Annotated in this window: 19 protein-coding genes; 11 read left to right on the top strand and 8 right to left on the bottom strand. The window is 54.2% G+C overall.

Annotation, left to right across the window (positions count from 1 at the left end; all coding sequences use genetic code 11):
* The first annotated feature begins 150 nt into the window (after nucleotides 1-150).
* The 3 genes from DS878_RS14880 (at nucleotide 151) to cpdA (ending at nucleotide 2,217) form a co-directional block, all read left to right on the top strand.
* Complete coding sequence (locus tag DS878_RS14880; RefSeq protein ID WP_113816787.1) at nucleotides 151-768, top strand: NUDIX domain-containing protein; 618 nt, start codon at nucleotides 151-153, stop codon at nucleotides 766-768.
* Nucleotides 768-1,262 (top strand): DUF1249 domain-containing protein, encoded by a 495-nt coding sequence (locus DS878_RS14885; protein ID WP_113816788.1) that lies wholly within the window; start codon nucleotides 768-770, stop codon nucleotides 1,260-1,262. The genes DS878_RS14880 and DS878_RS14885 overlap by 1 nt, the downstream gene beginning before the upstream one ends.
* 148 nt (nucleotides 1,263-1,410) lie before the next feature.
* Nucleotides 1,411-2,217, top strand: coding sequence for a 3',5'-cyclic-AMP phosphodiesterase (gene cpdA, locus DS878_RS14890; RefSeq protein ID WP_113816789.1), 807 nt, complete (start codon nucleotides 1,411-1,413; stop codon nucleotides 2,215-2,217).
* Here the strand turns inward: cpdA and metE are convergent.
* Nucleotides 2,211-4,532, bottom strand: coding sequence for a 5-methyltetrahydropteroyltriglutamate--homocysteine S-methyltransferase (metE, locus tag DS878_RS14895; protein ID WP_113816790.1), 2,322 nt, complete (start codon nucleotides 4,530-4,532; stop codon nucleotides 2,211-2,213). The genes cpdA and metE overlap by 7 nt on opposite strands.
* A gap of 122 nt (nucleotides 4,533-4,654) precedes the next feature.
* On the opposite strand from metE, the gene DS878_RS14900 reads away from it, so the two are divergent.
* The 3 genes from DS878_RS14900 (at nucleotide 4,655) to DS878_RS14910 (ending at nucleotide 7,377) form a co-directional block, all read left to right on the top strand.
* A complete protein-coding gene (locus DS878_RS14900; protein ID WP_113816791.1) occupies nucleotides 4,655-5,545 on the top strand; it encodes a LysR family transcriptional regulator in 891 nt (296 codons plus the stop codon).
* Nucleotides 5,546-5,589: 44 nt separating this feature from the next.
* Nucleotides 5,590-5,982 (top strand): glycine cleavage system protein GcvH, encoded by a 393-nt coding sequence (gene gcvH / locus DS878_RS14905; RefSeq protein WP_113816792.1) that lies wholly within the window; start codon nucleotides 5,590-5,592, stop codon nucleotides 5,980-5,982.
* A gap of 198 nt (nucleotides 5,983-6,180) precedes the next feature.
* Nucleotides 6,181-7,377 (top strand): class I SAM-dependent rRNA methyltransferase, encoded by a 1,197-nt coding sequence (locus tag DS878_RS14910; RefSeq protein WP_113816793.1) that lies wholly within the window; start codon nucleotides 6,181-6,183, stop codon nucleotides 7,375-7,377.
* Nucleotides 7,378-7,419: 42 nt separating this feature from the next.
* Here DS878_RS14910 and DS878_RS14915 read toward each other — a convergent pair whose 3' ends face one another.
* Nucleotides 7,420-8,076, bottom strand: a complete 657-nt coding sequence (locus DS878_RS14915; protein ID WP_113816794.1) for an HAD family hydrolase — start codon at nucleotides 8,074-8,076, stop codon at nucleotides 7,420-7,422.
* A 172-nt stretch (nucleotides 8,077-8,248) separates the two neighbouring features.
* Between DS878_RS14915 and DS878_RS14920 the strand changes: the two genes are divergently transcribed.
* The 3 genes from DS878_RS14920 (at nucleotide 8,249) to DS878_RS14930 (ending at nucleotide 12,463) form a co-directional block, all read left to right on the top strand.
* Nucleotides 8,249-8,779 (top strand): RNA pyrophosphohydrolase, encoded by a 531-nt coding sequence (locus tag DS878_RS14920; RefSeq protein ID WP_113816795.1) that lies wholly within the window; start codon nucleotides 8,249-8,251, stop codon nucleotides 8,777-8,779.
* A gap of 15 nt (nucleotides 8,780-8,794) precedes the next feature.
* Nucleotides 8,795-11,101: a phosphoenolpyruvate--protein phosphotransferase gene (gene ptsP / locus DS878_RS14925; RefSeq protein ID WP_113816796.1), complete on the top strand. Its 2,307-nt coding sequence runs from the start codon at nucleotides 8,795-8,797 to the stop codon at nucleotides 11,099-11,101.
* 117 nt (nucleotides 11,102-11,218) lie between these two features.
* The gene (locus tag DS878_RS14930) at nucleotides 11,219-12,463 is read left to right on the top strand and encodes a patatin-like phospholipase family protein (protein ID WP_113816797.1); all 1,245 of its coding nucleotides are present in this window, start codon (nucleotides 11,219-11,221) and stop codon (nucleotides 12,461-12,463) included.
* Nucleotides 12,464-12,524: 61 nt separating this feature from the next.
* Here DS878_RS14930 and hslU read toward each other — a convergent pair whose 3' ends face one another.
* The 5 genes from hslU to DS878_RS14955 form a co-directional block, all read right to left on the bottom strand.
* Nucleotides 12,525-13,856, bottom strand: a complete 1,332-nt coding sequence (gene hslU, locus DS878_RS14935; protein WP_113816798.1) for an ATP-dependent protease ATPase subunit HslU — start codon at nucleotides 13,854-13,856, stop codon at nucleotides 12,525-12,527.
* 12 nt (nucleotides 13,857-13,868) lie between these two features.
* Nucleotides 13,869-14,429, bottom strand: a complete 561-nt coding sequence (gene hslV / locus DS878_RS14940) for an ATP-dependent protease subunit HslV (protein WP_113816860.1) — start codon at nucleotides 14,427-14,429, stop codon at nucleotides 13,869-13,871.
* A 120-nt stretch (nucleotides 14,430-14,549) separates the two neighbouring features.
* A complete protein-coding gene (locus tag DS878_RS14945; RefSeq protein ID WP_113816799.1) occupies nucleotides 14,550-15,182 on the bottom strand; it encodes an SPOR domain-containing protein in 633 nt (210 codons plus the stop codon).
* A 9-nt stretch (nucleotides 15,183-15,191) separates the two neighbouring features.
* A complete protein-coding gene (gene argS / locus DS878_RS14950; RefSeq protein ID WP_113816800.1) occupies nucleotides 15,192-16,877 on the bottom strand; it encodes an arginine--tRNA ligase in 1,686 nt (561 codons plus the stop codon).
* A gap of 113 nt (nucleotides 16,878-16,990) precedes the next feature.
* Entirely contained in the window at nucleotides 16,991-19,165 is a 2,175-nt protein-coding gene (locus DS878_RS14955) for a primosomal protein N' (protein WP_113816801.1), read from the bottom strand.
* 263 nt (nucleotides 19,166-19,428) lie between these two features.
* Between DS878_RS14955 and rpmE the strand changes: the two genes are divergently transcribed.
* A complete protein-coding gene (gene rpmE, locus DS878_RS14960) occupies nucleotides 19,429-19,650 on the top strand; it encodes a 50S ribosomal protein L31 (RefSeq protein ID WP_113816802.1) in 222 nt (73 codons plus the stop codon).
* A 224-nt stretch (nucleotides 19,651-19,874) separates the two neighbouring features.
* Nucleotides 19,875-21,140 carry a malic enzyme-like NAD(P)-binding protein gene (locus DS878_RS14965; RefSeq protein ID WP_113816803.1) on the top strand — a complete coding sequence of 422 codons (1,266 nt, stop codon included), beginning with the start codon at nucleotides 19,875-19,877 and terminating at the stop codon, nucleotides 21,138-21,140.
* Between the two features lie 94 nt (nucleotides 21,141-21,234).
* Here DS878_RS14965 and DS878_RS14970 read toward each other — a convergent pair whose 3' ends face one another.
* On the bottom strand, nucleotides 21,235-23,778 hold the full coding sequence (locus DS878_RS14970; RefSeq protein WP_113816804.1) for a penicillin-binding protein 1A: 2,544 nt from the start codon (nucleotides 23,776-23,778) through the stop codon (nucleotides 21,235-21,237).
* Nucleotides 23,779-23,891: the final 113 nt, after the last annotated feature.

The raw sequence follows: 23,891 nt of genomic DNA on the forward strand, positions 1-23,891 counted from the left end.
AAACAGACCCGTCATTATGGCCAATTATCGCTCTCAGCTCTACAGTTGCGAGCAGCATTCGTGTAGTTTGCTACATTGTTCGAGCTCGTGCTTGCAATAAATGACTTCAAGCGGCTATCGTTCGAAATCCAGTTGTGGTCAGGATGAATGATGATCAAGCCGTTTCAGTTCAAAGCCAGTGATGTCACAGTCGAAAAGCGCGAAACCGTTTTCCGGGGTTTCTTTCGTATGGATAAGCTGTGGCTGACGCATCCGCGCTTTGATGGCAGAAATATGCCTGTGTTTACCCGCGAGCTTTTCCTGCGCGGCGATGCAACCTGTGTCTTGCCCTACGATCCCGAACGCGACGAAGTTGTTCTGCTCGAACAGTTCCGGCTCGGCGCGCTGGGGCGCGACCAGTCTCCGTGGTTGCTGGAGCTCGTCGCGGGAATGAACGAAAGCGGCGAGAGCAGTGAGGACGTTGCCAGGAGAGAAGGACAGGAAGAAGCCGGGCTTAGCTTCACAAAACTTGAAAAGATCTGTGATTATCTTGTCTCTCCGGGCGGGTCCACCGAAATGATTTATCTTTATTACGGCCAGGTCAGTACCGAGGAAGCCGGTGGTCTATATGGCCTCGAGCATGAGCACGAAGACATCCGGGTTCACGTGGTTTCGGCAGATGAAGCTATCGCTATGGTCGGTGATGGCCGTATCAATAATGCTGCGGCTATTATCGCCATTCAATGGTTGCAGCTTAACCGGGCCAGATTACGTGCAGGGTGTCAGTGATGGGTGACTGGGCAATGAAACCCAAACGATATGTTCCGGATTTGCGCCAACTCGGCGCCCTGTGTGAGGGTAACTATCATCGTCTTCGCAGATTGCGCCAGCTCCGGGTTGATGGGCAGCCCGTGTGCGAAATTGAGCTGCGCCGGGAAAATGAGTACCTGGGCCGGGTGCGGGTCCAGGTGCTGCAAACCGCCCGGTTTACCGATACCCTCCTGCTTGAGCAGATTCATAACAGCGGCCGCTGGCTCAATAATCCGCAGATGACCGTTCGGGTATACCACGATGCGGTCATGGCGGAAGTTATCAGCTGCTACCGGGACCGGCAGATTGCGCCGGTCAACGACTACCCCAATCGTTTTATGCACCATCCTGACGAAAAAGTGCAGGTTAACGGTTTCCTTGCTGACTGGCTTGAATATTGTCTGAAATTTGGTCACTTGCCACTAGAGCATGCAGCCTGGACTGCCGGTGGGAAAAACGAGCCTATTTGTTAAATGATGCAATATTTCTCCCGATAGCTCTCCAGAATGTGACGTCGGTTGCAAAGGAAAGAGATAGATCCGGAAGCTGACAACGTACACTGGTCTGGAATCATATAATTTAAGTTTCACAAGTGATGGCAACGGGTAAAACAAGAGCATCATGACTTCAAAGGTAACAGCCCGGCCATTCCGGGTTCTGCAGTTAACGGATCCGCACCTGATGATCAGTGCGGATGGAGCGTTGCTGGGTGTAAATACCCGTGACAGTCTTGATGCTGTTATTGCAGAAGTGCTCAAGTCCCATGGTCAACCCGACCTGATTCTTGCCACTGGAGATATTGCCCAGGACGCTACGGAAGAAGCCTATCATGTGTTCGGTGATCGTCTTGGTGCTTTCACTGCCGGGTCGGCCTGGATTGCCGGGAACCATGACCATGCCGGGCGTCTGGCCAAAGTTGCAGCCTTCTATGGTTCTGATCGCCGGCACATTGTTGAGGGCGGCTGGCAGTTTATTCTTCTGAATTCTTCTGTACCGGGGGAAGTATTCGGGAATCTTGCTGAGTCAGAGTTGGAATTTCTGGCAGAAATGCTGGAGCAGCATCCGGATTTGCCCACGCTTGTTGCGTTGCATCATCACCCGGTTGATATCAGTGCGGAGTGGATGAGAGATATCGGGCTGAGGAATCGTGAGGATTTCTGGCAGGTGATTGATCGGTTTCCGCAAGTGAAAATGGTGCTATGGGGTCATATTCACCAGACCCATGAGAGGCAGCGAAATGGTGTGCAGTTGCTGGCGACTCCTTCCACCTGTATTCAGTTCACCTCTGGATCACGCAAATTTTCTGTAGAAGATCTGGCGCCGGGATACCGTTGGTTTGAACTTGAGGCTTCCGGCAACTTCACCACTGAAGTGTGCCGGGCCATGGATTTCAAGTTCGAACTGGATCAGAACAGTTCCGGTTATTGAGCCTCCGCAGCAAGTTCCCGTTCTGAAGTAGTGCCCTCGGTTTTTTGTGCCCGTAATTCCCTGGCCGCAGAAACCATGGCTTTGAGTGCTGGAATAACTTCCTCCCAGCGTCGGGTTTTCAGTCCGCAATCGGGGTTTACCCACAGGCGGTCTGCCGGAATTCGCTCTGCTGCCTTGTTCATCAACGTCGTCACCTGCTCCATTTCCGGAATGTTTGGGGAGTGAATGTCGTAAACCCCGGGGCCAATATCATTGGGGTACTCGAAACCTTTGAACGCATCAAGCAGTTCCATGGCAGAGCGAGAGGTTTCGATGGTAATCACGTCTGCATCCATGCGGGCGATGGCATCAATGATGTCGTTGAACTCCGAATAACACATGTGGGTATGTATCTGGGTGTCGTCCTGCACACCATTAGCGCTTATACGGAAAGCTTCAATGGCCCATTCCAGATAACTGTTCCAGTCTGACCTGCGCAGAGGCAAGCCTTCCCTCAGGGCGGCCTCATCAATCTGGATGATACCTACGCCGGCTTTTTCCAGGTCTTTCACTTCTTCACGCACGGCCAGCGCCAGCTGCAGGCAGGTATCCCTGCGTGGCTGATCATCCCGTACGAAAGACCAGTTCAACATGGTTACGGGGCCGGTCAGCATGCCTTTCACCGGCTTGTCTGTCAGCGACTGGGCGTATCTGATCCAGTCGACAGTCATAGCACTCGGTCGAGTAATGTCTCCAAACAGAATAGGTGGCTTTACGCACCTTGAGCCATAGGACTGTACCCAGCCGAAGCGACTGAATACGTAGCCTTCCAGTTGCTCGCCAAAATACTCCACCATGTCGTTACGTTCTGCTTCGCCATGCACCAGCACGTCCAGGCCAAGTGCCTCCTGTTGTTCCACGCAGTAGGCAATTTCTTCATGAATCCGCGCGGCATAGTTCTGCTGGCTCAGATTTCCCTGGCGGTATTCTTTGCGAACCTGGCGTATTTCGGGGGTTTGCGGGAAGGAGCCAATGGTGGTTGTAGGGTAGTCGGGAAGCCGGAACCTCTCGTGCTGCAGTCTGGAGCGGGTGCTGAAGGGGCTCTTACGTTCACCGTGTTCCGGGGTTATGGATGACAAGGCCTGTGCAACCGCCGGGTTGTGGACCCGGGGAGATGTGCTGCGGCTGTCTACTGCACACTGGTTGTCTGCCAGCTCTTGAGCAACGGCTTCCCGGCCCTCGTTCAGTGCCGTCGCCAAGGTGTTTAATTCCTGTAGTTTCTGCCGTGCGAACGCCAGCCAGTTGCGGACTTCAGGGTCCAGAGTGGTCTCACTTTCGAGGTCAACCGGAACGTGCAAGAGTGAACAGGAGGGCGCGAGCCACAGGCGGTCGCCGAGTTTCTGCGCTATCGGCTCCAGCCAGTCGAGCGCAGCGTTCAGGTCCGTTTTCCATATGTTGCGCCCGTTGATAACGCCCAGAGACAGAATCTTGTGGGCTGGCAGCCAGTCGGCCAGTCGTGGAACTTCCACGGGGGCGCTGACGGCGTCGAGATGAAGTCCTGCCACCGGCAACTCGCAGGCGAGTTGAAGGTTCTCCCGCAATTCACCGAAGTAGGTTGTCAGCAGCAGCTTAACAGGTGCCGTTTTAAGTTCGTGGTAAGCAAGTACAAACGCATGACGCCAGTCAGCATTCAGCTCCGTGACCAGCGCGGGTTCGTCGATCTGCACCCACTCCGCTCCGGCGGCTGCGAGCTTTTCCAGCAGCTCGTTGTAAACCGGGAGCAATGTTGGCAGCAGGTCCAGAGGATTTGATCCATCTCTGGCCTTGCCCAGCCAGAGGTAGGTGACCGGGCCGATGATGACGGGTTTGGTATTTACACCTAGTGCATGAGCCTCGGCGAGTTGCTCCAGCAGGCGCTCGGCATTGAGGCTGAAGCTCGTGCCGGCACTGAATTCCGGCACAATATAATGGTAGTTGGTGTCAAACCATTTGGTCATTTCGCCTGCATGCACGCTGCCGCAGGCGCTGTCGTTGGGGGAGCGGCCCCGGGCAACACGGAAGTACTGATCCAGTGCAGTGCCTTCACGGGCACGGGATCGCTCGGGCAGATTTCCGAGCGTGGCGCTCATATCCAGAACCTGATCGTACAGTGAAAAGTCGCCCACAGGCGCGAACGTCAGGCTTGCCTGTTCTTTCCAGTTCCGCTCACGTAGCTCAGCGGCAGTTTTGTGCAGTGTGTCTTCACAGGAATTACCATGCCAGAGGGATTCCAGTGCAAATTTGAGTTCCCTGCGGGGGCCTATGCGGGGGTAGCCAAGGCTGTGGGTTGTAGTCATCCGATACTCCTGATTCTGTATCTTGTTTATCGTTGAAAAGAGCGAACAGATTAGCTGTCAGAAAACATGAAAAATAATGGTATTATTTCAGGGTTCCATTAATTTATTTCATAGGTTGTCAGATGATTGAACGTAGTCACCTGGAAGTTCTCCGGGCTGTGGAGGCGGAAGGTTCGCTAACGGCAGCAGCCAGCCGGCTTCACCTGACTCAGTCCGCGCTCAGCCATTCGGTTCGTAAACTGGAGCAGCAACTCGGAACGCCACTCTGGTTGAGGGAGGGGCGCCAGCTTCGGCTCACGCAGGCGGGTAATCACCTGCTGGCGCTGGCCAATCGCCTGTTGCCCCAGTTCGAGCACGCTGAAATGCTGATTGAGCAGTTTTCCAGAGGGCAGGCCGGTACCCTGCGTATCGGAATGGAATGCCATCCATGCTATCAATGGCTGCTGAAAGTCGTCGGCCCCTATCTTGAGCTGTGGCCGTCAGTGGATGTGGATGTGAAACAGAAGTTTCAGTTTGGTGGTATTGGTGCATTGTTCGGGCATGATATCGACATGCTGGTAACCCCTGATCCGCTGCACCGGCCGGGCCTGGTGTTTGAGCCTGTGTTTGATTATGAGCAGGTGCTGGTGGTTGCAGCGGATCATCGCCTGGCCGGCAAGCACTGGGTTGAAGCTGAGGATCTGGAGCGGGAAACCCTGATTACTTACCCGGTGGCAATCGAACGGCTGGATGTATTCAATCACTTGCTGGTTCCGGCAAATATGCGCCCGGCCCGGCACAAAACCATCGAGACCACGGATATCATGCTGCAAATGGTGGCCGCCGGTCGCGGAGTGGCGGCATTACCCCGGTGGCTGGTAAATGAATACAGTGAACGGCTGGCTCTTGTTCCCGTAAAACTGGGAAGGGACGGTGTTTCCAAACAGATCTTTCTGGGCTGCCGTGAGCGTGATGTAGGGGTAGAATACATGGATTCGTTTATGAAGCTGGCACGAGAGGTTCGCTGGCGCTAGTCTCTTCGGTTAAACTGCGCAAAAATTTATCAGGAATTACCCTCATGAGCGAAATCCCTTCAGATCTCAAGTACATTGAAACGCACCAGTGGGTGCGCGTGCACGCTGATGGCACTGCGACTATCGGCATCACTGACTTTGCCCAGGAGCAGTTGGGTGATGTGGTGTATATCGGCGTTCCCGAAGTAGGGGAAATGGTTACCGGTGGCGAGGAGGCCGGCGTTGCTGAGTCGGTAAAGTCGGCGTCTGATGTGTTCAGTCCGGTAACGGGAGAGGTTCTTGAGGTCAATGAGAGCCTGGAAGATGAACCTGAAAAGGTCAATGAGGCCCCATACGACGATGGCTGGCTGTTCAAGGTAAAACTTGCTGATGAGGGTGAGATTGATGGCCTGATGGATGCCGTGGCTTATGCGGAGCATGTAGCGGCCGCAGAGTGAGTCGATCAGGGGCTGTCGAGCACAGCTTTCCAAAACACGCTCCTTGCGGCACATCCATGTGGCGCTGGGGCTCCGCCATCCATGGCTCCGCACAGTTTTGGAAAGCTGTGCCCGACGGTTCCATACTCCCGGCTCAGGTGCGCCGGCATTCCCTTCATGTATAATCCCCGCCCTGAATTTCTTTCCTAGGTGGTCGCAATGAATTTCCCGGTTTTATACTTACGCAAAGGCGCAGAGCGCAGGCTTCGGGCTGGCCATCTGTGGGTTTACAGTAATGAAGTGGATATTCAGCGCTCACCGCTGGCGCAGTTTGAGGCCGGTACTCAGGCAGAGCTGAGGGCGTCGAACGACAAGCCGCTCGGAGTGGTTTTCGTGAATCCCCACGCTCTCATCTGCGGTCGCCTGATCAGCCGTGATGCAGCACAGGGTATGACGCCAAACCGGTTGACTCAGCGTATGGAAACGGCACTGGCGTTGCGGGAGCGGCTTTTTGATAAACCCTTTTATCGCTGGGTATTCGGCGACAGTGACGGGCTTTCAGGGTTAGTAGTGGATCGGTTTGGCGATACTGTGGTGGTGCAGATTTCCACTGCTGGTATGGAACAGATGAAGGAGTCGATTGTTCGGGCGATTCAGCGGTTGGCTCATCCTGCGGCCATTATCCTGAAGAACGACGGCAAGATGCGGAAGGTTGAAGGGTTGGACACCTACGTTGAGCAGGCTCATGGCCCGGAGGCGACCTTGCTTGAAGTGGAGGAAAATGGTGTTCGCTTCGAAGTGCCTCTTGAGGGCGGCCAGAAAACCGGTTGGTTTTACGATCACCGCATGAATCGTCAGCGTCTGCAGGCCTATGCGCCGGGCAAGCGGGTGCTGGATGTGTTCAGTTATGTCGGTGGCTGGGGTATTCAGGCAGCATGCGCAGGCGCGACTCAGGTTACCTGTGTGGACAGCTCCTCTGGGGCAATTGACTCGGTACACCATAATGCCAGGTTGAATAGTCTGGACAATGTGGAAACCATTGAGGGTGATGCATTCGAGGCATTGAAAGCGCTGGCGGACGAAAAAGAGAAGTACGATATCGTTGTGCTGGATCCGCCTGCGCTCATCCCCCGCCGCCGGGATCAGAAAGCCGGTGAGCAGGCGTATGCGCGCCTTAATCAGCTTGGGTTACGGTTGCTGGAGCGGGATGGCATTCTTGTTTCTGCATCATGTTCCATGCACCTGTCACAAGAAAAGCTGATTGATATCATCCGGGGTAGCGGTCGCAAGATTGATCGTTTTGTGCAGCTCCTTGAGCAGGGGCATCAGGCGCCGGATCACCCGATTATTCCGGGGATTCCGGAAACGGATTACATCAAATCCTGTTTTGTTCGCTCGTTGACCGGCTTTATGTAAAGGCAGGCGTCCCTGGCTTCAGGGCCGCCTGCCTTGCGCGGATCACCCGCGAAGGCTGATTACCTGCCACCCCTGTTTTCTTGCGTGTTTTTCCAGCTTCGGATCCGGGTCGACCGCAATCGGATTGCTCACCTTTTCCAGTAGTGGCAAGTCATTGTGTGAATCACTATAGAACCAGGAGCCGTCCAGGCTTTCACCGTTGGCCGTCAGCCAGTCGGCCAGCCGTGTGACCTTGCCCTCCTGAAAGCTTGGCGTACCTGCAACAGCTCCCGTGTAGCGGCCGTCAATCATCTCGGGGTCGGTGGCAATCAGATGCTCAATGCCCAATGCCTCTGCGATGGGCTCGGTCACAAAGCGGTTGGTGGCCGTGATGATCATCAGGGTATGGCCACGCTCCCTGTGCCGTTTCAAAAGTTCATCTGCCTTTTGTTGCATCATCGGGCGCACTTTCTTGTCCATGAAGACGTTGCGCCATTCGAGCAATTCATCCATGCCATGAGTTGACAGGGGCTGAAGTGCAAACTCAAGGTAGTTCAGTATGTCCATCTCGCCATTCAGGTACTCCTGATAGAACCGATCGTTCGCCTTGCGATAGGTCTCGGCGTCCACGATGCCTTCTTCTACAAGAAATTCACCCCATGCGTGATCACTGTCACCAGCCAGCAGAGTGTTGTCGAGATCAAAAATTGCGAGCGTCAAGCGGTTACCTCCAGAGACACGGAACTTCGGGAAGGACAACATCTTATCATGGGTACGGCTGTGCAGCTGCGTTTGCCGAAGCCTTGGGATTCTGTAAGAATGAGCGCAACTTGGAAAAATCCGACCGGTAAATATCTGACCGGTCAGCCGACTTTATTAAGAGGACTGTGCCGTGATCGATTCAGACGGTTTCAGACCCAACGTCGGAATCATTCTGGCCAACCACCAGGGAGAGGTTCTCTGGGCAAGACGAATAGGGCAGGACTCCTGGCAGTTTCCCCAAGGCGGTATCAATAGTGAAGAATCGCCGGAAGAAGCACTGTACCGGGAGCTTGGAGAGGAGATTGGCCTGGGTGCCAATGATGTCGAAATCATCAGTTGTACCCGGGGCTGGCTGAGATACCGCCTTCCCAAAAGGATGGTACGGCATCACTCGCACCCCGTCTGTGTGGGCCAAAAACAGAAATGGTTCCTGCTGAGGATGTTATCACCGGATGCGCGAGTACGCGTTGATGGTACGGATTCCCCGGAGTTCGACGGTTGGCAGTGGGTAAGCTACTGGTATCCGTTGGGTCAGGTGGTTTCCTTCAAGCGTGAAGTGTATCGACGTGCGCTGAGAGAACTTGCGCCGCGCCTGTTCTATAACATGGAACAGTGGCACAGGGGCGAGCATAACCGGCGTTTAAAGGACCAGGCGAAATGACGGACTGACACCCCCATGCTGAGTATTCTGCGAAGTCTAGTACAAGAGGTAAACGGTGCCCGGGACCTTCATGAGGCACTGGGTATCATTGTTTCGCGCGTACAGAAAGCCATGGGGACCGAAGTCTGTTCCGTTTACCTGCTGGATCCGGCCTCCAACCGCTATATTCTGATGGCGACAGAAGGTCTGTATCTGAAGGCCATAGGCAAGGTAAGCCTTGCCTATTCCGAAGGGCTGGTCGGTCTTGTCGGTTCACGGGAGGAACCGATCAATCTGGAAGATGCCCCGTCCCACCCCCGTTATCGTTATTTTCCCGAAACTGGCGAAGAACGCTTTCGCTCGTTTCTTGGGGTCCCCATTATTCACCATCGCCGGGTGCTTGGTGTTCTTGTAGTCCAGCAGCGTGAGAGCTCCAGGTGCTTCGACGAAGGCGAGGAGGCTTTTCTGGTCACGGTTTCTGCGCAGCTCGCTGGTGTTATTGCGCACAGTGAAGCGACGGGCGCGATCAGTGGCCTTTCGATTACCGGTGAAGAAGCCCTTGATGTCAGCTTTAACGGGGTGCCTGGTTCCCCTGGAGTAGCTATAGGTCACGGTGTGGTTGTGTATCCGGCAGCTGATCTGGACGTGGTTCCTGATAAGCCGGCTGAGAACATCGAGCAGGAGCTGGAGCTTTTCCGGTCGGCTGTTCAGGCAGTCTATGAAGACATCGAGCAGGTTGCAAAACGACTGACATCACGGCTTCGTCCTGAGGAGCTGGCACTGTTCGATGTCTACCTTCGCATGCTGAGCGACGGGGCTTTGCCCGGAGAGGTTAACAACCGTATCCGCGAAGGCCTCTGGGCCCAGGGTGCGCTCAAACAGGTAGTCCAGCATTACGTTCGTCACTTTGAAATGATGGATGATCATTATCTGCAGGAACGAGCCGTTGATATTCGGGACCTTGGCCGCCGTCTGCTTTCCTATTTGCAGGAAGGCGAACAAAAGGATCTGAATTATCCCGAACGTACGGTTCTGGTCAGCGAGGAACTGACTCCTGCCATGCTTGGAGAGGTTCCCCGGGGTCAGTTGGTCGGACTGGTTTCGGTAAAGGGCTCCAGTAATTCCCACGTTGCGATACTGGCCCGGGCAATGGGCGTGCCCACTGTTATGGGGTTGGTTGATATTCCGGTTAATCAGCTTGATGGAAAGGAGCTGATTGTTGATGGTTTTGAAGGGCAGATTTTTGCTTCTCCATCAGCGGACCTGCGTGCGTTCTATCAGGAAATCTGTGATGAGGAAGATGAGCTTGACCGTGGGTTGGAAGCGCTTCGGGACAAGCCTTGTGTAACAACGGACGGGCATCGGGTGCCGTTGTTGGTTAATACCGGGCTGATGACCGATGTGGTGCGTTCTCTGTCCCATGGGGCAGAAGGTATAGGTCTATACCGCACTGAAGTTCCTTTCATGATCAAGGACCGTTTCCCTTCGGAGCAGGAGCAGCGTCAGTATTATCGCGAACAGCTGGAAGCTTTTGCACCCAATCCGGTGACCATGCGGACTCTGGATATAGGTGGAGATAAAGCGCTGACCTATTTCCCTATAGAAGAAGAAAATCCGTTCCTGGGCTGGCGGGGCATCCGGGTAACGCTGGATCATCCGGAGATTTTTCTGGTACAGGTACGTGCTATGCTCAAGGCAAGTGAGGGCCTGAATAATCTTCAGATCATGCTGCCCATGGTCAGCAATATCTCCGAAGTGGAAGAGTCCCTGCACCTGATATACCGGGTTTACCATGAGGTACGGGAAGAGGGTTATGACATACGCATGCCCAAAGTGGGTGTCATGGTGGAGATCCCAGCCGCGGTTTACCAGATTCGCGAGCTGGCCGACCGTGTAGATTTCCTATCGGTAGGCTCCAATGACCTGACTCAGTACCTGCTCGCGGTAGATCGCAATAATCCCCGTGTTGCACAGCTCTACCATTCATTTCATCCGGCGGTGCTGCAGGCATTGGTCCGGATAGCCCAGGATGCCCATGCGGTGGGCAAGCCGGTGGGTATCTGTGGTGAGCTGGCGGGGGATCCTGGCGGAGCATTGCTGCTTATGGCCATGGGTTACGACTCACTGTCGATGAATGCGGCCAGCTTACCAAAAGTGAAGTCTGTGATTCGCAGTGTCAGTCGGGAATGGGCAGTGAAGCTTCTGAAAGATGTGCTTTTGCTGGACTCGCCTCATGTTATCAAGAGCTGTGTGGAGCTTTCGCTACGCAATGCAGGATTCGGTCGCTACCTGCGACCGGGTAAATCCACGACAGCAGCTCTTGCCGGAAAGGTCGGGGCCTGATTTGCGGCTTTTCAAATCTAGTGTGATTGCTCTAAATCAGGTTGCTACCTTGTCACTTGTGAGGACCTGAAAGGCCGGGAGTTCCGCACAAGCCATTTATCCGGAAAAGGGAAGGTTATGAAAGAGCCAATCGATCTGAAACCTGCTCCACGCATCGGGCTTGCGCTTGGTGGGGGTGGCCCTTTGGGCGGTATATATGAAATTGGCGCGCTTCGGGCATTGGATGAGGCGCTGGATGGGCTCGATTTCAATAATCTTGATGTGTATGTGGGCGTTAACGCCGGTTCTTTTGTTGCGGCCAATCTGGCAAACCAGATGACCACCGCGCAATTATGCCGGATCTTTGTCCGGAACGAGGCTGAGGTTCATCCTTTTCACCCGGATGTGTTTTTCCGCCCGGCGCTGAAGGAAGTGGGGAACCGCCTGCTGGCTATGCCCAGGCTGTTTTCCACTGCACTACGGCGCTTTGTCAATAACCCATACGACCAGAGCCTGCTCGAAGCTCTCACTTTGATGGCCCAGGCGGTCCCATCCGGGCTTTTTGATAATGAAGGGTTGCATGAATACCTCAGGCGCGCATTTTCCATGCTCGGGCGCTCCAATGATTTCCGGCAGTTGAAGCGCAACCTCTACATTGTGGCGGCGGACGTGGAAAACACTGAAGCGGTATGTTTTGGTGCTCCCGGATTTGACCACGTACCTATATCCAAGGCTATTCAGGCAAGCATGGCGTCGCCCGGTTTGTACGTACCTGTGGAGATAGGTGGCCGCTACTATGTGGATGGCACCTTGCGCAAAGGCTTGCACGCCTCTGTGGCTTTCGAAGATGGTGCTGATCTGGTTTTTGCCGTCAACCCGCAGGTGCCGATTGATGCCAGTGCCGCCATCAGGGCCGGGACTATGGCCCCGGGAGAGCTGACTCAGTCGGGGATGCCCAATCTGTTGTCACAGATGTTCCGTACCATGGTGTATTCACGCATGAAGTCGGGGATTGAAAAGTACGCGACGGACTACCCGAATAAAGATATTTTGCTGTTCGAACCCACCAGGGACGATGCCAAACTGTTTTTCTCGAATGTCTTCAGTTTTCAGTCACGGAGAATGGTTTGCGAACATGCTTATCAAATGACGCGTCGGGATCTGTTGCGTCGGGCTGATGAGCTGGAGCCCAGGCTTGCGAAATATGGCATCAGGTTGCGCCGGGATCGTCTTGAGGATGAGCAGCGTACTATAAGTACCAGTCTATACGGTGAAATGCTCCCGCTGTATGTGGCCAGGAGCCGGAAGAAAAAAGCAGCAGGGAAAGGCCGGCTTGCGACCGGACTGGAAAACGTCACGCAACTGTTTGCAAAGGCAGAATAAGCCCCCGGATCAGCTGCCTTTTGCGTATTTGATCCGGGGGCTGATTGGCGGAAAACGCAAATCAGAGGATATAACGGCTCAGATCTTCGTCTTCCGACAGTTCTCCAAGTTTCTCATCGACATAGTCTGCGTTTACTTCAAACGCTTCGGTTACTCCGTCGCCGGCATCAAACGACAGGCTTTCCAACAATCGCTCCAGTACTGTGTGAAGACGTCGTGCACCTATGTTCTCAGTCGTCTCGTTCACCTTCCAGGCAATCTCTGCAATCCGGGCAATGGCACCCTCACTAAACGTCAGTTTGACCCCTTCGGTGGCCATCAGTGCTTCATACTGTTGAACCAGAGAAGCATCCGGCTCCGTGAGAATACGCTTGAAATCGTCTGGGCTGAGAGCCTGCAGCTCCACACGGATTGGCAGGCGGCCCTGAAGCTCCGGGATCAGGTCCGATGGCTTCGACAAGTGGAACGCTCCGGAGGCAATGAACAGGATGTGATCCGTGCGCACCGAGCCGTATTTCGTGCTCACGGTGCTACCTTCGATCAGGGGCAGAAGATCGCGTTGTACCCCTTCCCGGGACACATCGGACGAGGTGTTCTCCGAGCGCTTGGCTACTTTGTCAATTTCATCAAGAAACACAATGCCATTTTGCTCAACGGCGAGAATAGCTTTGTGTTTAATTGATTCTTCGTTGACCAGTTTGGCTGCTTCTTCTTCCTTTACCCGTTTAAGGGCATCGGATACCTTCATTTTCCGGGGTTTGGATTTCTCAGCAGCCATATTTGAAAACATGCTCTGTAGCTGGCTGGTCATCTCCTCCATGCCCGGGGGAGCCATAATCTCTACGCCGGCGCCTGAGTTGTGAAGATTGATCTCTATTTCCTTGTCATCCAGCTCACCTTCACGAAGCTTCTTTCTGAATAGCTGGCGGGTGGATGAATCTTCAGAAGACTTCTCGCTATCTTCGCTGAAACTCCGGGGCGGTGGGATCAGAGCATCCAGAATCCGCTCTTCTGCGGCGTCCATAGCCCTTTCTTCATGGCGTTTCATTTCCTTTACGCGCAACATTTTCACAGCCATATCCGCCAGGTCACGAATGATGGACTCCACATCGCGCCCAACGTAGCCTACCTCGGTAAATTTGGTGGCTTCCACTTTCAGGAAAGGTGCGTCGGCTAACCTGGCCAGGCGACGGGCAATTTCGGTCTTGCCTACACCGGTGGGGCCGATCATCAGAATATTCTTGGGCGTGACCTCGTCGCGAAGGCTGCTGTCCAGCTGCATCCGGCGCCAGCGGTTTCTGAGCGCGATTGCGACGGCTCGCTTGGCCTCTTGCTGGCCCACGATGTGTTTGTTGAGTTCGTGGACAATCTCACGGGGTGTCATTGCAGACATGTTTGCTCCGGATCAGTCGTTTTTGGAGGATGTGTCTTGGGCGGTTGCACCGTTGGAGAGATCTTCAATGGTGCGATTGTGGTTTGTGTAGATACAGATGTCCGCTGCTATATCGAGGCCCTTTTCCACAATTTCATGTGCAGAAAGTTCGGTGTTCTCAAGGAGTGCGCGTGCAGACGCCTGAGCGAAGGGGCCTCCGGAACCAATTGCTATCAATCCCCGTTCCGGCTCAATCACATCGCCGTTGCCGGTAATGATCAGAGAGGCCGTTTTGTCTGCAACGGCCAGTAACGCTTCCAGTCGCCGCAGAGCCCGGTCTGTGCGCCAGTCTTTGGCCAGCTCAACGGCGGCCCGTGTCAGGTTGCCCTGGTGCTTCTCAAGCTGAGCCTCGAATCGTTCGAACAGAGTGAAAGCATCTGCAGTACCACCTGCAAAACCTGCGATCACCTGGCCGTTGTACAGGCGCCGGACCTTTCGGGCATTGCCTTTCATTACGGTATTTCCCAGAGAAACCTGGCCGTCGCCACCCATGGCAACTTCGTCATCGCGTCTGACGGAAAGAATGGTAGTCATTAGGGCTCCATTTGCCTGATAAAAATCGGTATTGAGCAGTAATGGAGGCGGGAAAGGAGAATTCAAGTGGTTCGGAGGAAGAGGCAGCTCGCGGCTGCCTCCCATGGATTTAGTGAGCGCTTAACCCTGTTTGGGGATTTTCCGGATGAGCGGCTGGATGTTAATCGATACAAGCTTGTCGATGGCAGAATTCATCTGGCTGCGTGATTTGAACGGACCTACGTTTACGCGGTACCAGACGGAGCCGCTATCAAGCTCTATGCGCTGCACTGCGGCCCTTAGCCCCTGGAAAGCGATCTGGGCGCGCTGGCGCTCGGCATCTTCCTTACTGCGGAAGGATCCGGACTGTACCAGGTAATCGAAGTCCTGTTTTGTCGGGCCCGGAGTGTACTCCTCAACCTTCGGGGGGATAACTTCCGATTCCGGAAGCATCTCATAGAACCTGAATCCCGGCTTTTTCTCTACCTGCTGCGTGGTTGTTTCAGGCACTTGCCGGGCTGGTTTTTCTATCACCTGCTGCTGTTGCGGAGCATCACTCGGCGGGATGGAATTGAGGTAGACGATAAACCCGATAAACCCGCCGACCGTAGCTAATGACAGAATCCACTTCAACGATAATCCTCCATGTTGAGAACGGGCTGGTGCCGCAGGCTTTGTGCGCTTTTTCTGCGTGCGCGCAGGCCTGGCCGGCTTTTTCTTTGAAGTGGCTGATGGCGTGCCTGTCCGGCTTTTGCGAGCATAATCTCGGGGCATTGTCGTTTGTTACATCTCTTCCGGTGCGCTGACGCCCAGCAGGTCAAGGCCATTGGCGATCACCTGACGCACGGCCAGGTAGAGACTCACACGGGCATCTCGCACTGCCGTATCTTCAATCAGCACTTTGTGTGCGTTGTAATAGGTGTGGAATTGTCCCGCCAGATCTCTCAGGTAGTGTGTAAGGTGATGCGGTTCGCGCTGGATAGCGGAATTGGCAATCAACTCCGGGTATTTTGCCAGTTGATTAGCCAGATCTTTTTCTTCATCCAGAGTCAGCAGGGACAGATCGCCCACAGACTCATTGAATCCGCGGTCGACACCCTCAGCTGCGAGTTTCCGCATCACGCTACAAATGCGTGCATGGGCATACTGAATGTAGTACACCGGGTTTTCATTGGTCTGGGAGCGGGCCAGGTCAATATCAAAGGTCAATTGGGAGTCGACACGCCGTGCAGCCAGGAAAAAGCGGGTCGCATCCCGGCCTACTTCGTCGATCAGGTCGCGAATGGTCACATAACTGCCGGCACGCTTGGATATTTTTACCTCTTGGCCAGACCGGGTAACCATGACCATCTGATGCAGTACATAGTCTGGCCAGCCTTGTGGGATCCCCGCATGCAATGCCTGCAGCCCGGCGCGAACCCGGGTAACGGTGGAGTGATGGTCGGCACCCTGTTCATTGATTACGGTGGTAAATCCACGCTCCCACTTATCCAGGTGGTAGGCGACGTCTGGCAGGAAATAGGTGTAGCCACCGTCTTTCTTGCGCATTACCCGGTCTTTATCGTCGCCGAACTCCGTGGTTTTCAGCCATAAGGCACCATCATCTTCGTAGGTATAGCCATTCTCCTGCAGGCGCTTGACCGTAGCTTCAACCTTTCCGTCTGCATACAGGGATGATTCAAGGAAGTACACATCAAACTGGACGCCGAAAGCTTTAAGGTCCAGGTCCTGCTCCCGGCGCAGGTATGCCACTGCAAACTCTTGTATGGCTGCGCGATCGTCAGGGTCTCCGCAGGCAGTTACTTCACGGTCATCAGCGGTAACCGTCTCGCCGGCCAGATACGCCTTGGCGACGTCGCTAATGTAATCTCCCCGGTAGCCGTCTTCCGGCCAGTTCTCGTCCTCCGGCGTCAGCCCTTTAACTCTGGCCTGAACCGAGAGAGCAAGATTGTTGATCTGGGCGCCAGCGTCGTTGTAGTAGAACTCACGGGTAACGTCGTAACCGTTCGCTTCCAGCAGCCGGCAAAGACAGTCGCCAATGGCAGCTCCCCGGCCATGGCCTACATGCAATGGCCCCGTTGGATTAGCGGAAACGAACTCCACCTGGACCTTCTCACCTTTGCCTCGGTTGTTGCGACCAAAGTGCCCGCCCTCATTCAGAATGGTGTTCACAACCTCAAAAGCACTGGCGGTGCTCATGAAAAAGTTGATAAATCCGGGGCCGGCAATCTCCACTTTTTCCAGAGCGCTACTCTCTGGCAGCTTTTCAATCAGCATCTCCGCCAGTTTTCGGGGTGCGCAGCCAGCTGCTTTGGACGCAACCAAAGCAATGTTGCAGGCATAATCACCATGGGATTTATCCTTGGTATTGCCTACTTGTGGCGTGTACGTCTGATCGGCAGGCAGCGTACCTTCTGACTGAAGGGCGGCCAGTGCGGACTGGAGGAGGTCGGAAACGGTCTCTTTCATGCTGTGAGATGGCTCGGTTTACTGGAAAGTTGAATTGGGGCCGGGCGCCCTGTGAAAACAGAAGGCGAGCATTATCGCGGAAAGTCGCTCTGCAAGCAAAAGCAGGATGATGCTTAGCCGGTTTCCTGCGGGTCTACATCAATCATCCATCTTGCGCTCTTTGGCATTTTTTCCTGCTCCAGTGACTGGCAGGTAGCGGCCAGCACTTTGTTGAGGCGACGCCGATTATCTGTGTTGAGTACGAGCTGCGCTCTGTGCCTGTCAGCCCTCCGTGCGATCAGCGCAGGTAGTGGTCCCCATATTTCGATGCCGGGCATATTTGCAAGCGGTTTAATGCTGTCCAGTATTTTCAGGCTTTGTTCCATTGTGTCGGCCTCGGCACGGAAAATAGCCATGGCACGAAAAGGCGGAAGCTGGCCGCTTTCACGTTCCTCCAGGAGTTGGTCGGCTATGTCCAGGTAGCGACCGTGGCAGAGCTTTTTTAGTAGAGGGTGGTCGCTGTGGCAGGTCTGTACGACCACTTTTCCTGCTTTTGTTCCCCGACCGGCTCGCCCGCTTACCTGAAGTAAGGTCTGGATCAGTTGTTCCGGGGCCCGGAAATCGACGCTGAAAAGTCCTCCGTCCGCATTAACCACCACCACCAGGGTGACATCGGGGAAATCGTGTCCCTTTGCCAGCATCTGGGTTCCTACGAGAATACAGGGTTTTCCACTGTTTACCTGTTTCAGAATGTTCTGGATACTGCCTTTGCGCTGGGTGCTGTCACGATCTACACGAACCACCGGAGTATCCGGAAAGCTGGCCGCGAGAATGTCTTCCGTTTGCTCAGTTCCCTGGCCGACTGGCCTGAAAGCTTCGCTTGCGCATTTAGGGCAGGTTTCGGTTGCCGGAGCCTGGTAATCGCAATGGTGGCATCGCATTGCCCGGTCGCGGCGGTGGTAGGTGAGCCGTGTATCGCAGCGTGGGCACTCAACCATGTGGCCGCAGTCAAAACACATCATAACGGGTGCAAACCCCCGGCGATTGACAAACACCAGTGCCTGGTTGCCGCTATCAAGAGTTTGCCGGATTGCCTCCAGGGCGGGGCGGGAAAGCCCACCTTCGAGTGGTCGGCTGCGTATGTCGAGCAAACTGAGGGTTGGTGGTAGTGCCTTGCCTGCTCGTTCTTCAAGCCGGATAAGCTTGTATTTGCCGCCGAGGGCGTTGTGGTATGACTCGAGCGAAGGCGTTGCCGACCCCAGGATCACCGGGCAGCCGTTCAGATGAGCCCGGTATACGGCAAGGTCCCGTCCCGAATAACGGAAACCCTCTCCCTGCTTGTATGAGCTGTCATGCTCTTCGTCTACGATCAGTGTCTTCAGGGCGGTAAACGGAAGGAGTACGGCGGAGCGCGTGCCAATAAGTATGACTGGTTCGCCGTTACGGATTTTCAGCCAGGCGCTCAGGCGTTCACTGTCGTTCAGTGCGGAGTGCCAAACCAGAATGCGTTCGCCGAAATAGTGTTGAAAGCGAGCAACCGTCTGGGGTGTAAGGTTGATTTCCGGAACCAGTACCAGTGCCTGGTCCTGATCCGTAAGGTTTTGCTTTAGGTAGTGCAGATAGATCTCGGTTTTTCCACTACCTGTAATTCCGTATAAAAGGGAGGCGCTGAAGCCGGCTGTTGGTGGTGGCAGTTCAGAAGCGGCGTCAAATTGTGCCGCCGATAATTCCGGGGCTGCTATGGATTCATTGTATCTCTGGCTTTGGGGGCTTTCGCTGTCAGGGGCTGTAGCCTGAATGAGTTCTTTGTCTCTCAGCGCTTTGATTTGTGGGCGAGTAAACCCGGCCTTTATGATGTCGCTACCTTTTACCCCTTGTTTGTGTTGGGCTATCCAGTTCAGCAGGGTCTTCTGTTTGTGGGCGTTTGCCGGCAGTGCTGCGCCGCTGCCGCAGGCCTGCCACCAATCGTCGGTTTTTTCGATAGCCGGACGGCCCCGACGTAGTGCTGGTGGCAGGGCAGTGAACAGGCATTCTCCTAACGGGTGCTGGTAATAGTTGCTGGCCCAGCTCAGTAGCTGAAAGGTTTCGTCTGGCAGGCTGGGCCATTCCTCCAGCGCACTATGGACTGGCTTCAGCGTGATGCCTGCCGGTGGTTCAACGTGTGTATCCACGACCAGACCAATAGCCTGCTGGCGTCCGAAGGGAATCTTTACACGCTGTCCGGGTTTCAGGGTAAGCCCTTTGGGTACGAGATAGTCAAAGAGTCTTCTGAGCGGCCGGTTCAGCGCAATGCGGGCTGTGGATGGCACTGAGTGCTCCCTAGTGATGTTGGGCGTTACGGTATCTGCTTATCCTGCCGGCCAGCAGTATGGCCGGGTTCATGAAAAGTGCAAGATCAGGGCGTGCGTAACGCTTGCCTGTAAAGGTAATTGCAAGTAAGATTCGCGGTCTGTTTACGGCAGGGCATGATTGTGCCCCGTCTTCTCCATTGATTCAAACATGCGGTGCCTGGCACCAGGGCGTCATTTATCGCCCCGTGATCAGGTAGCGGCATGACCCACAGAGGTTCGCCATGAAAGAAGGTATTCACCCCAAGTACGAAGAAATCACCGCAACATGTTCCTGCGGTAACGTGATCAAGACCCGCTCTACTATTGGTCATGATATACAGCTTGACGTCTGCTCCCAATGCCATCCTTTTTACACCGGCAAGCAGAAAGTTATGGATACAGGTGGCCGTATCGATCGCTTCCAGAAGCGTTTTGGTGGTCGCATCGCAGGTAAGAAAGACTGATATATCTGCAGATTTGAAAAAAGCGCCTCAGGGCGCTTTTTTTTGTGCCAGTTAAAAAACAGATTTTTTTGATTATAAGCAATTTGCCGTATTGACTGGTCAGGTTTTGTTCGGCTCGCTCTTGTCGTTTTGGGGCGGGGGGGCCATAATGTCGGGCTCCTTCAGGCAGGCGTATGCCGTCTGTGGGCCTATTACCTTTAAACGTGACAAACGGAACAGTGGCAATGTCTCAAGATCTGAAAGAAGCAGCCCTTGAATATCACGCCAAGCCGCGGCCTGGAAAACTCAGTGTTGAAATCAGCAAGCCAACAGCGACCGCCCGCGATCTTGCGCTGGCATATAGTCCTGGGGTTGCTGAGCCGGTCCGCGAGATCGCGAAGGACCCGGAGAACGCCTATAAGTACACTGGCAAGGGCAACCTTGTGGCGGTCATCTCTGATGGTACTGCGATTCTTGGTCTGGGCAATCTGGGCCCGCTCGCAAGCAAACCGGTAATGGAAGGCAAGGGCGTACTGTTCAAGCGTTTCGCCGGAATTGATGTGTTCGATATCGAGGTTAATTCTGAAAGCCCGCAGGCGTTCATTGAAACAGTTGAGCGCATTGCTGAGACCTTCGGTGGGATTAACCTTGAAGATATCAAGGCGCCAGAGTGTTTCGAAATTGAGCGCGAACTGATTAAAAGATGCAACGTGCCCGTCTTTCATGATGATCAGCACGGTACAGCGATTGTTACAGCAGCCGGTATGATCAATGCTCTTGAGTTGCAGGGCAAAAAGATTGAAGAGGCGAAAGTGGTTTGCCTTGGTGCTGGTGCGGCAGCCTGCGCATGCATGAAGCTTTTGATCAGTTGCGGTGTTCGTTCTGAAAACATCTTTATGGTCGATCGCAAGGGTGTGATCCACTCTGGTCGCGATGACCTGAACCAATACAAGGCCATGTTCGCCAATAATACTGATAAGCGGACCCTGGATGATGCGGTGGATGGGGCTGATGTATTTGTCGGCCTGTCAGGTCCAGACCTGCTGAGTGGCGAACAGCTCAAAAAGATGGCACCGAACCCGATTGTGTTTGCCTGCTCAAATCCGGATCCGGAAATTGATCCCGCGCTGGCTCACTCGGTTCGTGACGATCTGATCATGGCTACAGGCCGTTCAGATTACCCTAACCAGGTAAACAACGTTCTTGGTTTCCCGTTCATTTTCCGTGGTGCGCTTGATGTTCGCGCAAGCTGTATCAACGAAGAAATGAAAGTGGCTGCAGTAGATGCTATTCGCAAGCTTGCCAAGGAGCCGGTGCCGCAGGAAATCTGCGAGGCTTATGGCGCTGAAAGCTTCGAGTTTGGTAAAGAATACATTATTCCGAAGCCTATGGATGTGCGGCTGCTGGAAGTTGTTCCGGCTGCCGTAGCCCGGGCTGCAGTGGATTCAGGTGTTGCTCGTAAAGATTATCCTGCGCACTATCCGCTAAAGAGCATGGATGACATCATCTGATTGATGGTGTGATGTATCCACAAAAAAACCGGCGGTGATCCCGCCGGTTTTTTTGTGGAGATTTATCTTCCGTGTTTCTCGGTGGTATCGCCATTCAGAAAATCTGGCGAGAAAGGTCGTCCCCGTTTCCGTGTGTTCCATCCGGATTCGTGTCATCTGCAGCGAGAGGTGCGGGTGCATCTTCTTCTTTGAAAATCTCGAAAACACCCTGTTCTCCAGGTCGTGCGCGTCTCCCTGTTTCGGGGTTGATGCGGATGTTGACGATGCCGTTTGGTCGGGGCATGAAGGCTGAAGGTGCTCCTTCCAGTGCTACTTTCATGTAGTCGACCCAGATGGGCAGGGCAGTACTTGCTCCAAACTCTCTGCGACCTAGTGGGGCGGGTTGGTCAAAGCCGACCCACACGGTGGTCGCAAGGTTGTGATTGAAGCCGGCAAACCAGGTATCTCTTTGTTCGTTGGTTGTGCCTGTTTTACCTGCAATATCATCTCGTCCCAGTGCCAGGGCGCGACGCCCGGTTCCGCGTTTGACTACGTCCTGAAGCATTGAGTGCAGGATATAGACAGAGCGCTCATCTGCGAGCCGTCGCATGACTCGTGTTTCAGGAACTGTTTCACTTGTGATCGCCGGAGAGTTGTTGGCTTCGTCGTCGGGATTTGCTGGAGTGTCGTCTTCCGTCGTATCGCAGTTTCGGTCACAAAGAACGACTTCCGGGGCCTGGTAAACTGTGTTGCCGTGGACGTCTGTGATGCTATCGATCAGGAAGGGCTCAACATCGTAGCCTCCGTTGGCTATGACGGCGAGACCACGGGCCAGCTCCATGGGGGAGAGTTGGCCGCTACCAAGAGAGAGTGACAGGTCTCTGGGCATGTTTTCGGTGGGCACTTTGAGTTGCTTGAGATAATCCAGGGTCTGGGGAATGCCGATATCCCTGAGTAGTCGGATAGATACCAGGTTCCTTGAGCGGTACAGCGCTTCACGAAGCGGGGTGGGGCCATAGAATTGCCCGGAGGAGTTTTGTGGCCGCCAGGTGCTTTCGAGCGCTGAGTCGTCAAATACAATGGGGGCGTCATTGTAGATAGTTGCGGGCGACATGCCACTTTCAAGGGCCGCCAGGTATAGGAATGGTTTGAAGGTTGAACCTGGCTGTCTTCTGGCCTGAATGGCGCGGTTGTACTTGCTTTGGCGGAAGCTGTAACCGCCGGCAAGTGCTTCAATGGCACCAGTTTTCGCTTCAAGAGAAATAAGAGCACCTTCAGCTTTGGGGACCTGCATGAGTGAGACTCTTACCGGCTGTTCTATTCCCGGGAGTGTGTCACTCTCGGGCAAGCTGGCCTCAGGCGCTTCGGTTGCGGGTGCTTCGGTTTCCGTCGAGGGTGCTTGTGGCAGTTCTTCAACGCGGACATATACAACGTCGCCAACGCTTACTACGTCAGAGGGTTTGTCCGGTTTGGGGCCGGTCCGGTTTTCCGATTTGTAGCGCGAGGCCCACTGCATGGATTCAAAGGGCATGGTGGCGGGGCCGAATCTGCGTACGTGAGCAAGGGTCTCTTTTGTATCATCGTTGACTGATGTTATGACGGCAGGCATCAGGGATTCGATTCGCGGGTAGCCTTGTATGACCTTTGAAAGGTTCCCACCGGCCAGGGTTTCTGCATCGATCTGACCGATGGCTCCGCGAAACCCATGTCTGCGGTCATATGCTTCGAGCCCTCTTCTCAGAGCGTCGGTGGCAGTTTGCTGATCCCTGCTGTCGACGGTCAGTGTGACTTTGTATCCGTCAGTATAGGCTTCTTCGCCAAAGCGTCTGACCATTTCAGCGCGCGCCATTTCAGCAACGTAGTCGGCGTCTACTTCTGCCTCGGTGGCATTGTAGGTGGCTGTGAGTGGTGCTTTTACCGCTGACTCATACTCCTCCGGGCTGATAAAACCCAGCTCCTTCATTCGGCCGAGAATCCAGTCTCTGCGAATCTGTGCGCGTTGGGGGTTTGCCAGCGGGTTATATGCGGAGGGGGCCTTTGGCAGGCCGGCCAGCATGGCCATTTGCGCAAGGGAAAGTTCGTTGACCTGTTTGTTGTAATAAACCTGCGCAGCGGCAGCAATGCCGTAGGCGCGGTTGCCCAGATAAATCTTGTTCAGGTACAGCTCCAGGATCCGGTTTTTGTCCAGTTCACGCTCTATCTGAACTGCCAGAAGTATCTCATTGAACTTGCGGATAAAGGTCCGATCGCGTGACAAAAAGTAATTTTTTGCAACCTGCATTGTGATCGTGCTGCCGCCGGATTGGATCGAACCGGTAGAGATCAGTTCGATGGCAGCCCGCGCCAGGCCTTTGATGTCGACCCCGAAGTGTTCGTAGAATCGAGAGTCTTCCGCCGCCATAAAGGCTTGTAACTGAATTGTGGGGATCTGTTCGATTGTGATCGGTGCCCTTCTCTTTTCACCGAATTCTGCTATTAATCTGTTGTCTTTGCTGTATACCCGTAGAGGTGTCTGGAGTTTTATGTCCAGGAGTTGCTCTACAGGGGGGAGGCCCGGACGCAGGTAAAGATAGAAGCCTGAGCCAACGATAACGGCGACACTCAGTCCGGTGAGAAAGAACCATGCAAAAAGGCGAGAAGTACGCAACAAATGAGACATTTTTTTCTGACAACTGTTGGATATAGGTCTATCATTTGAGAAATTGCTTTAGGAAGGATGAGTCGCTTCACCGTTGCAATTGTTCTCAGCTGAAGAAGAGCGGACATTGTAAA

The sequence above is a fragment of the Marinobacter sp. F3R11 genome (assembly GCF_003318275.1).
GTDB lineage: Bacteria > Pseudomonadota > Gammaproteobacteria > Pseudomonadales > Oleiphilaceae > Marinobacter.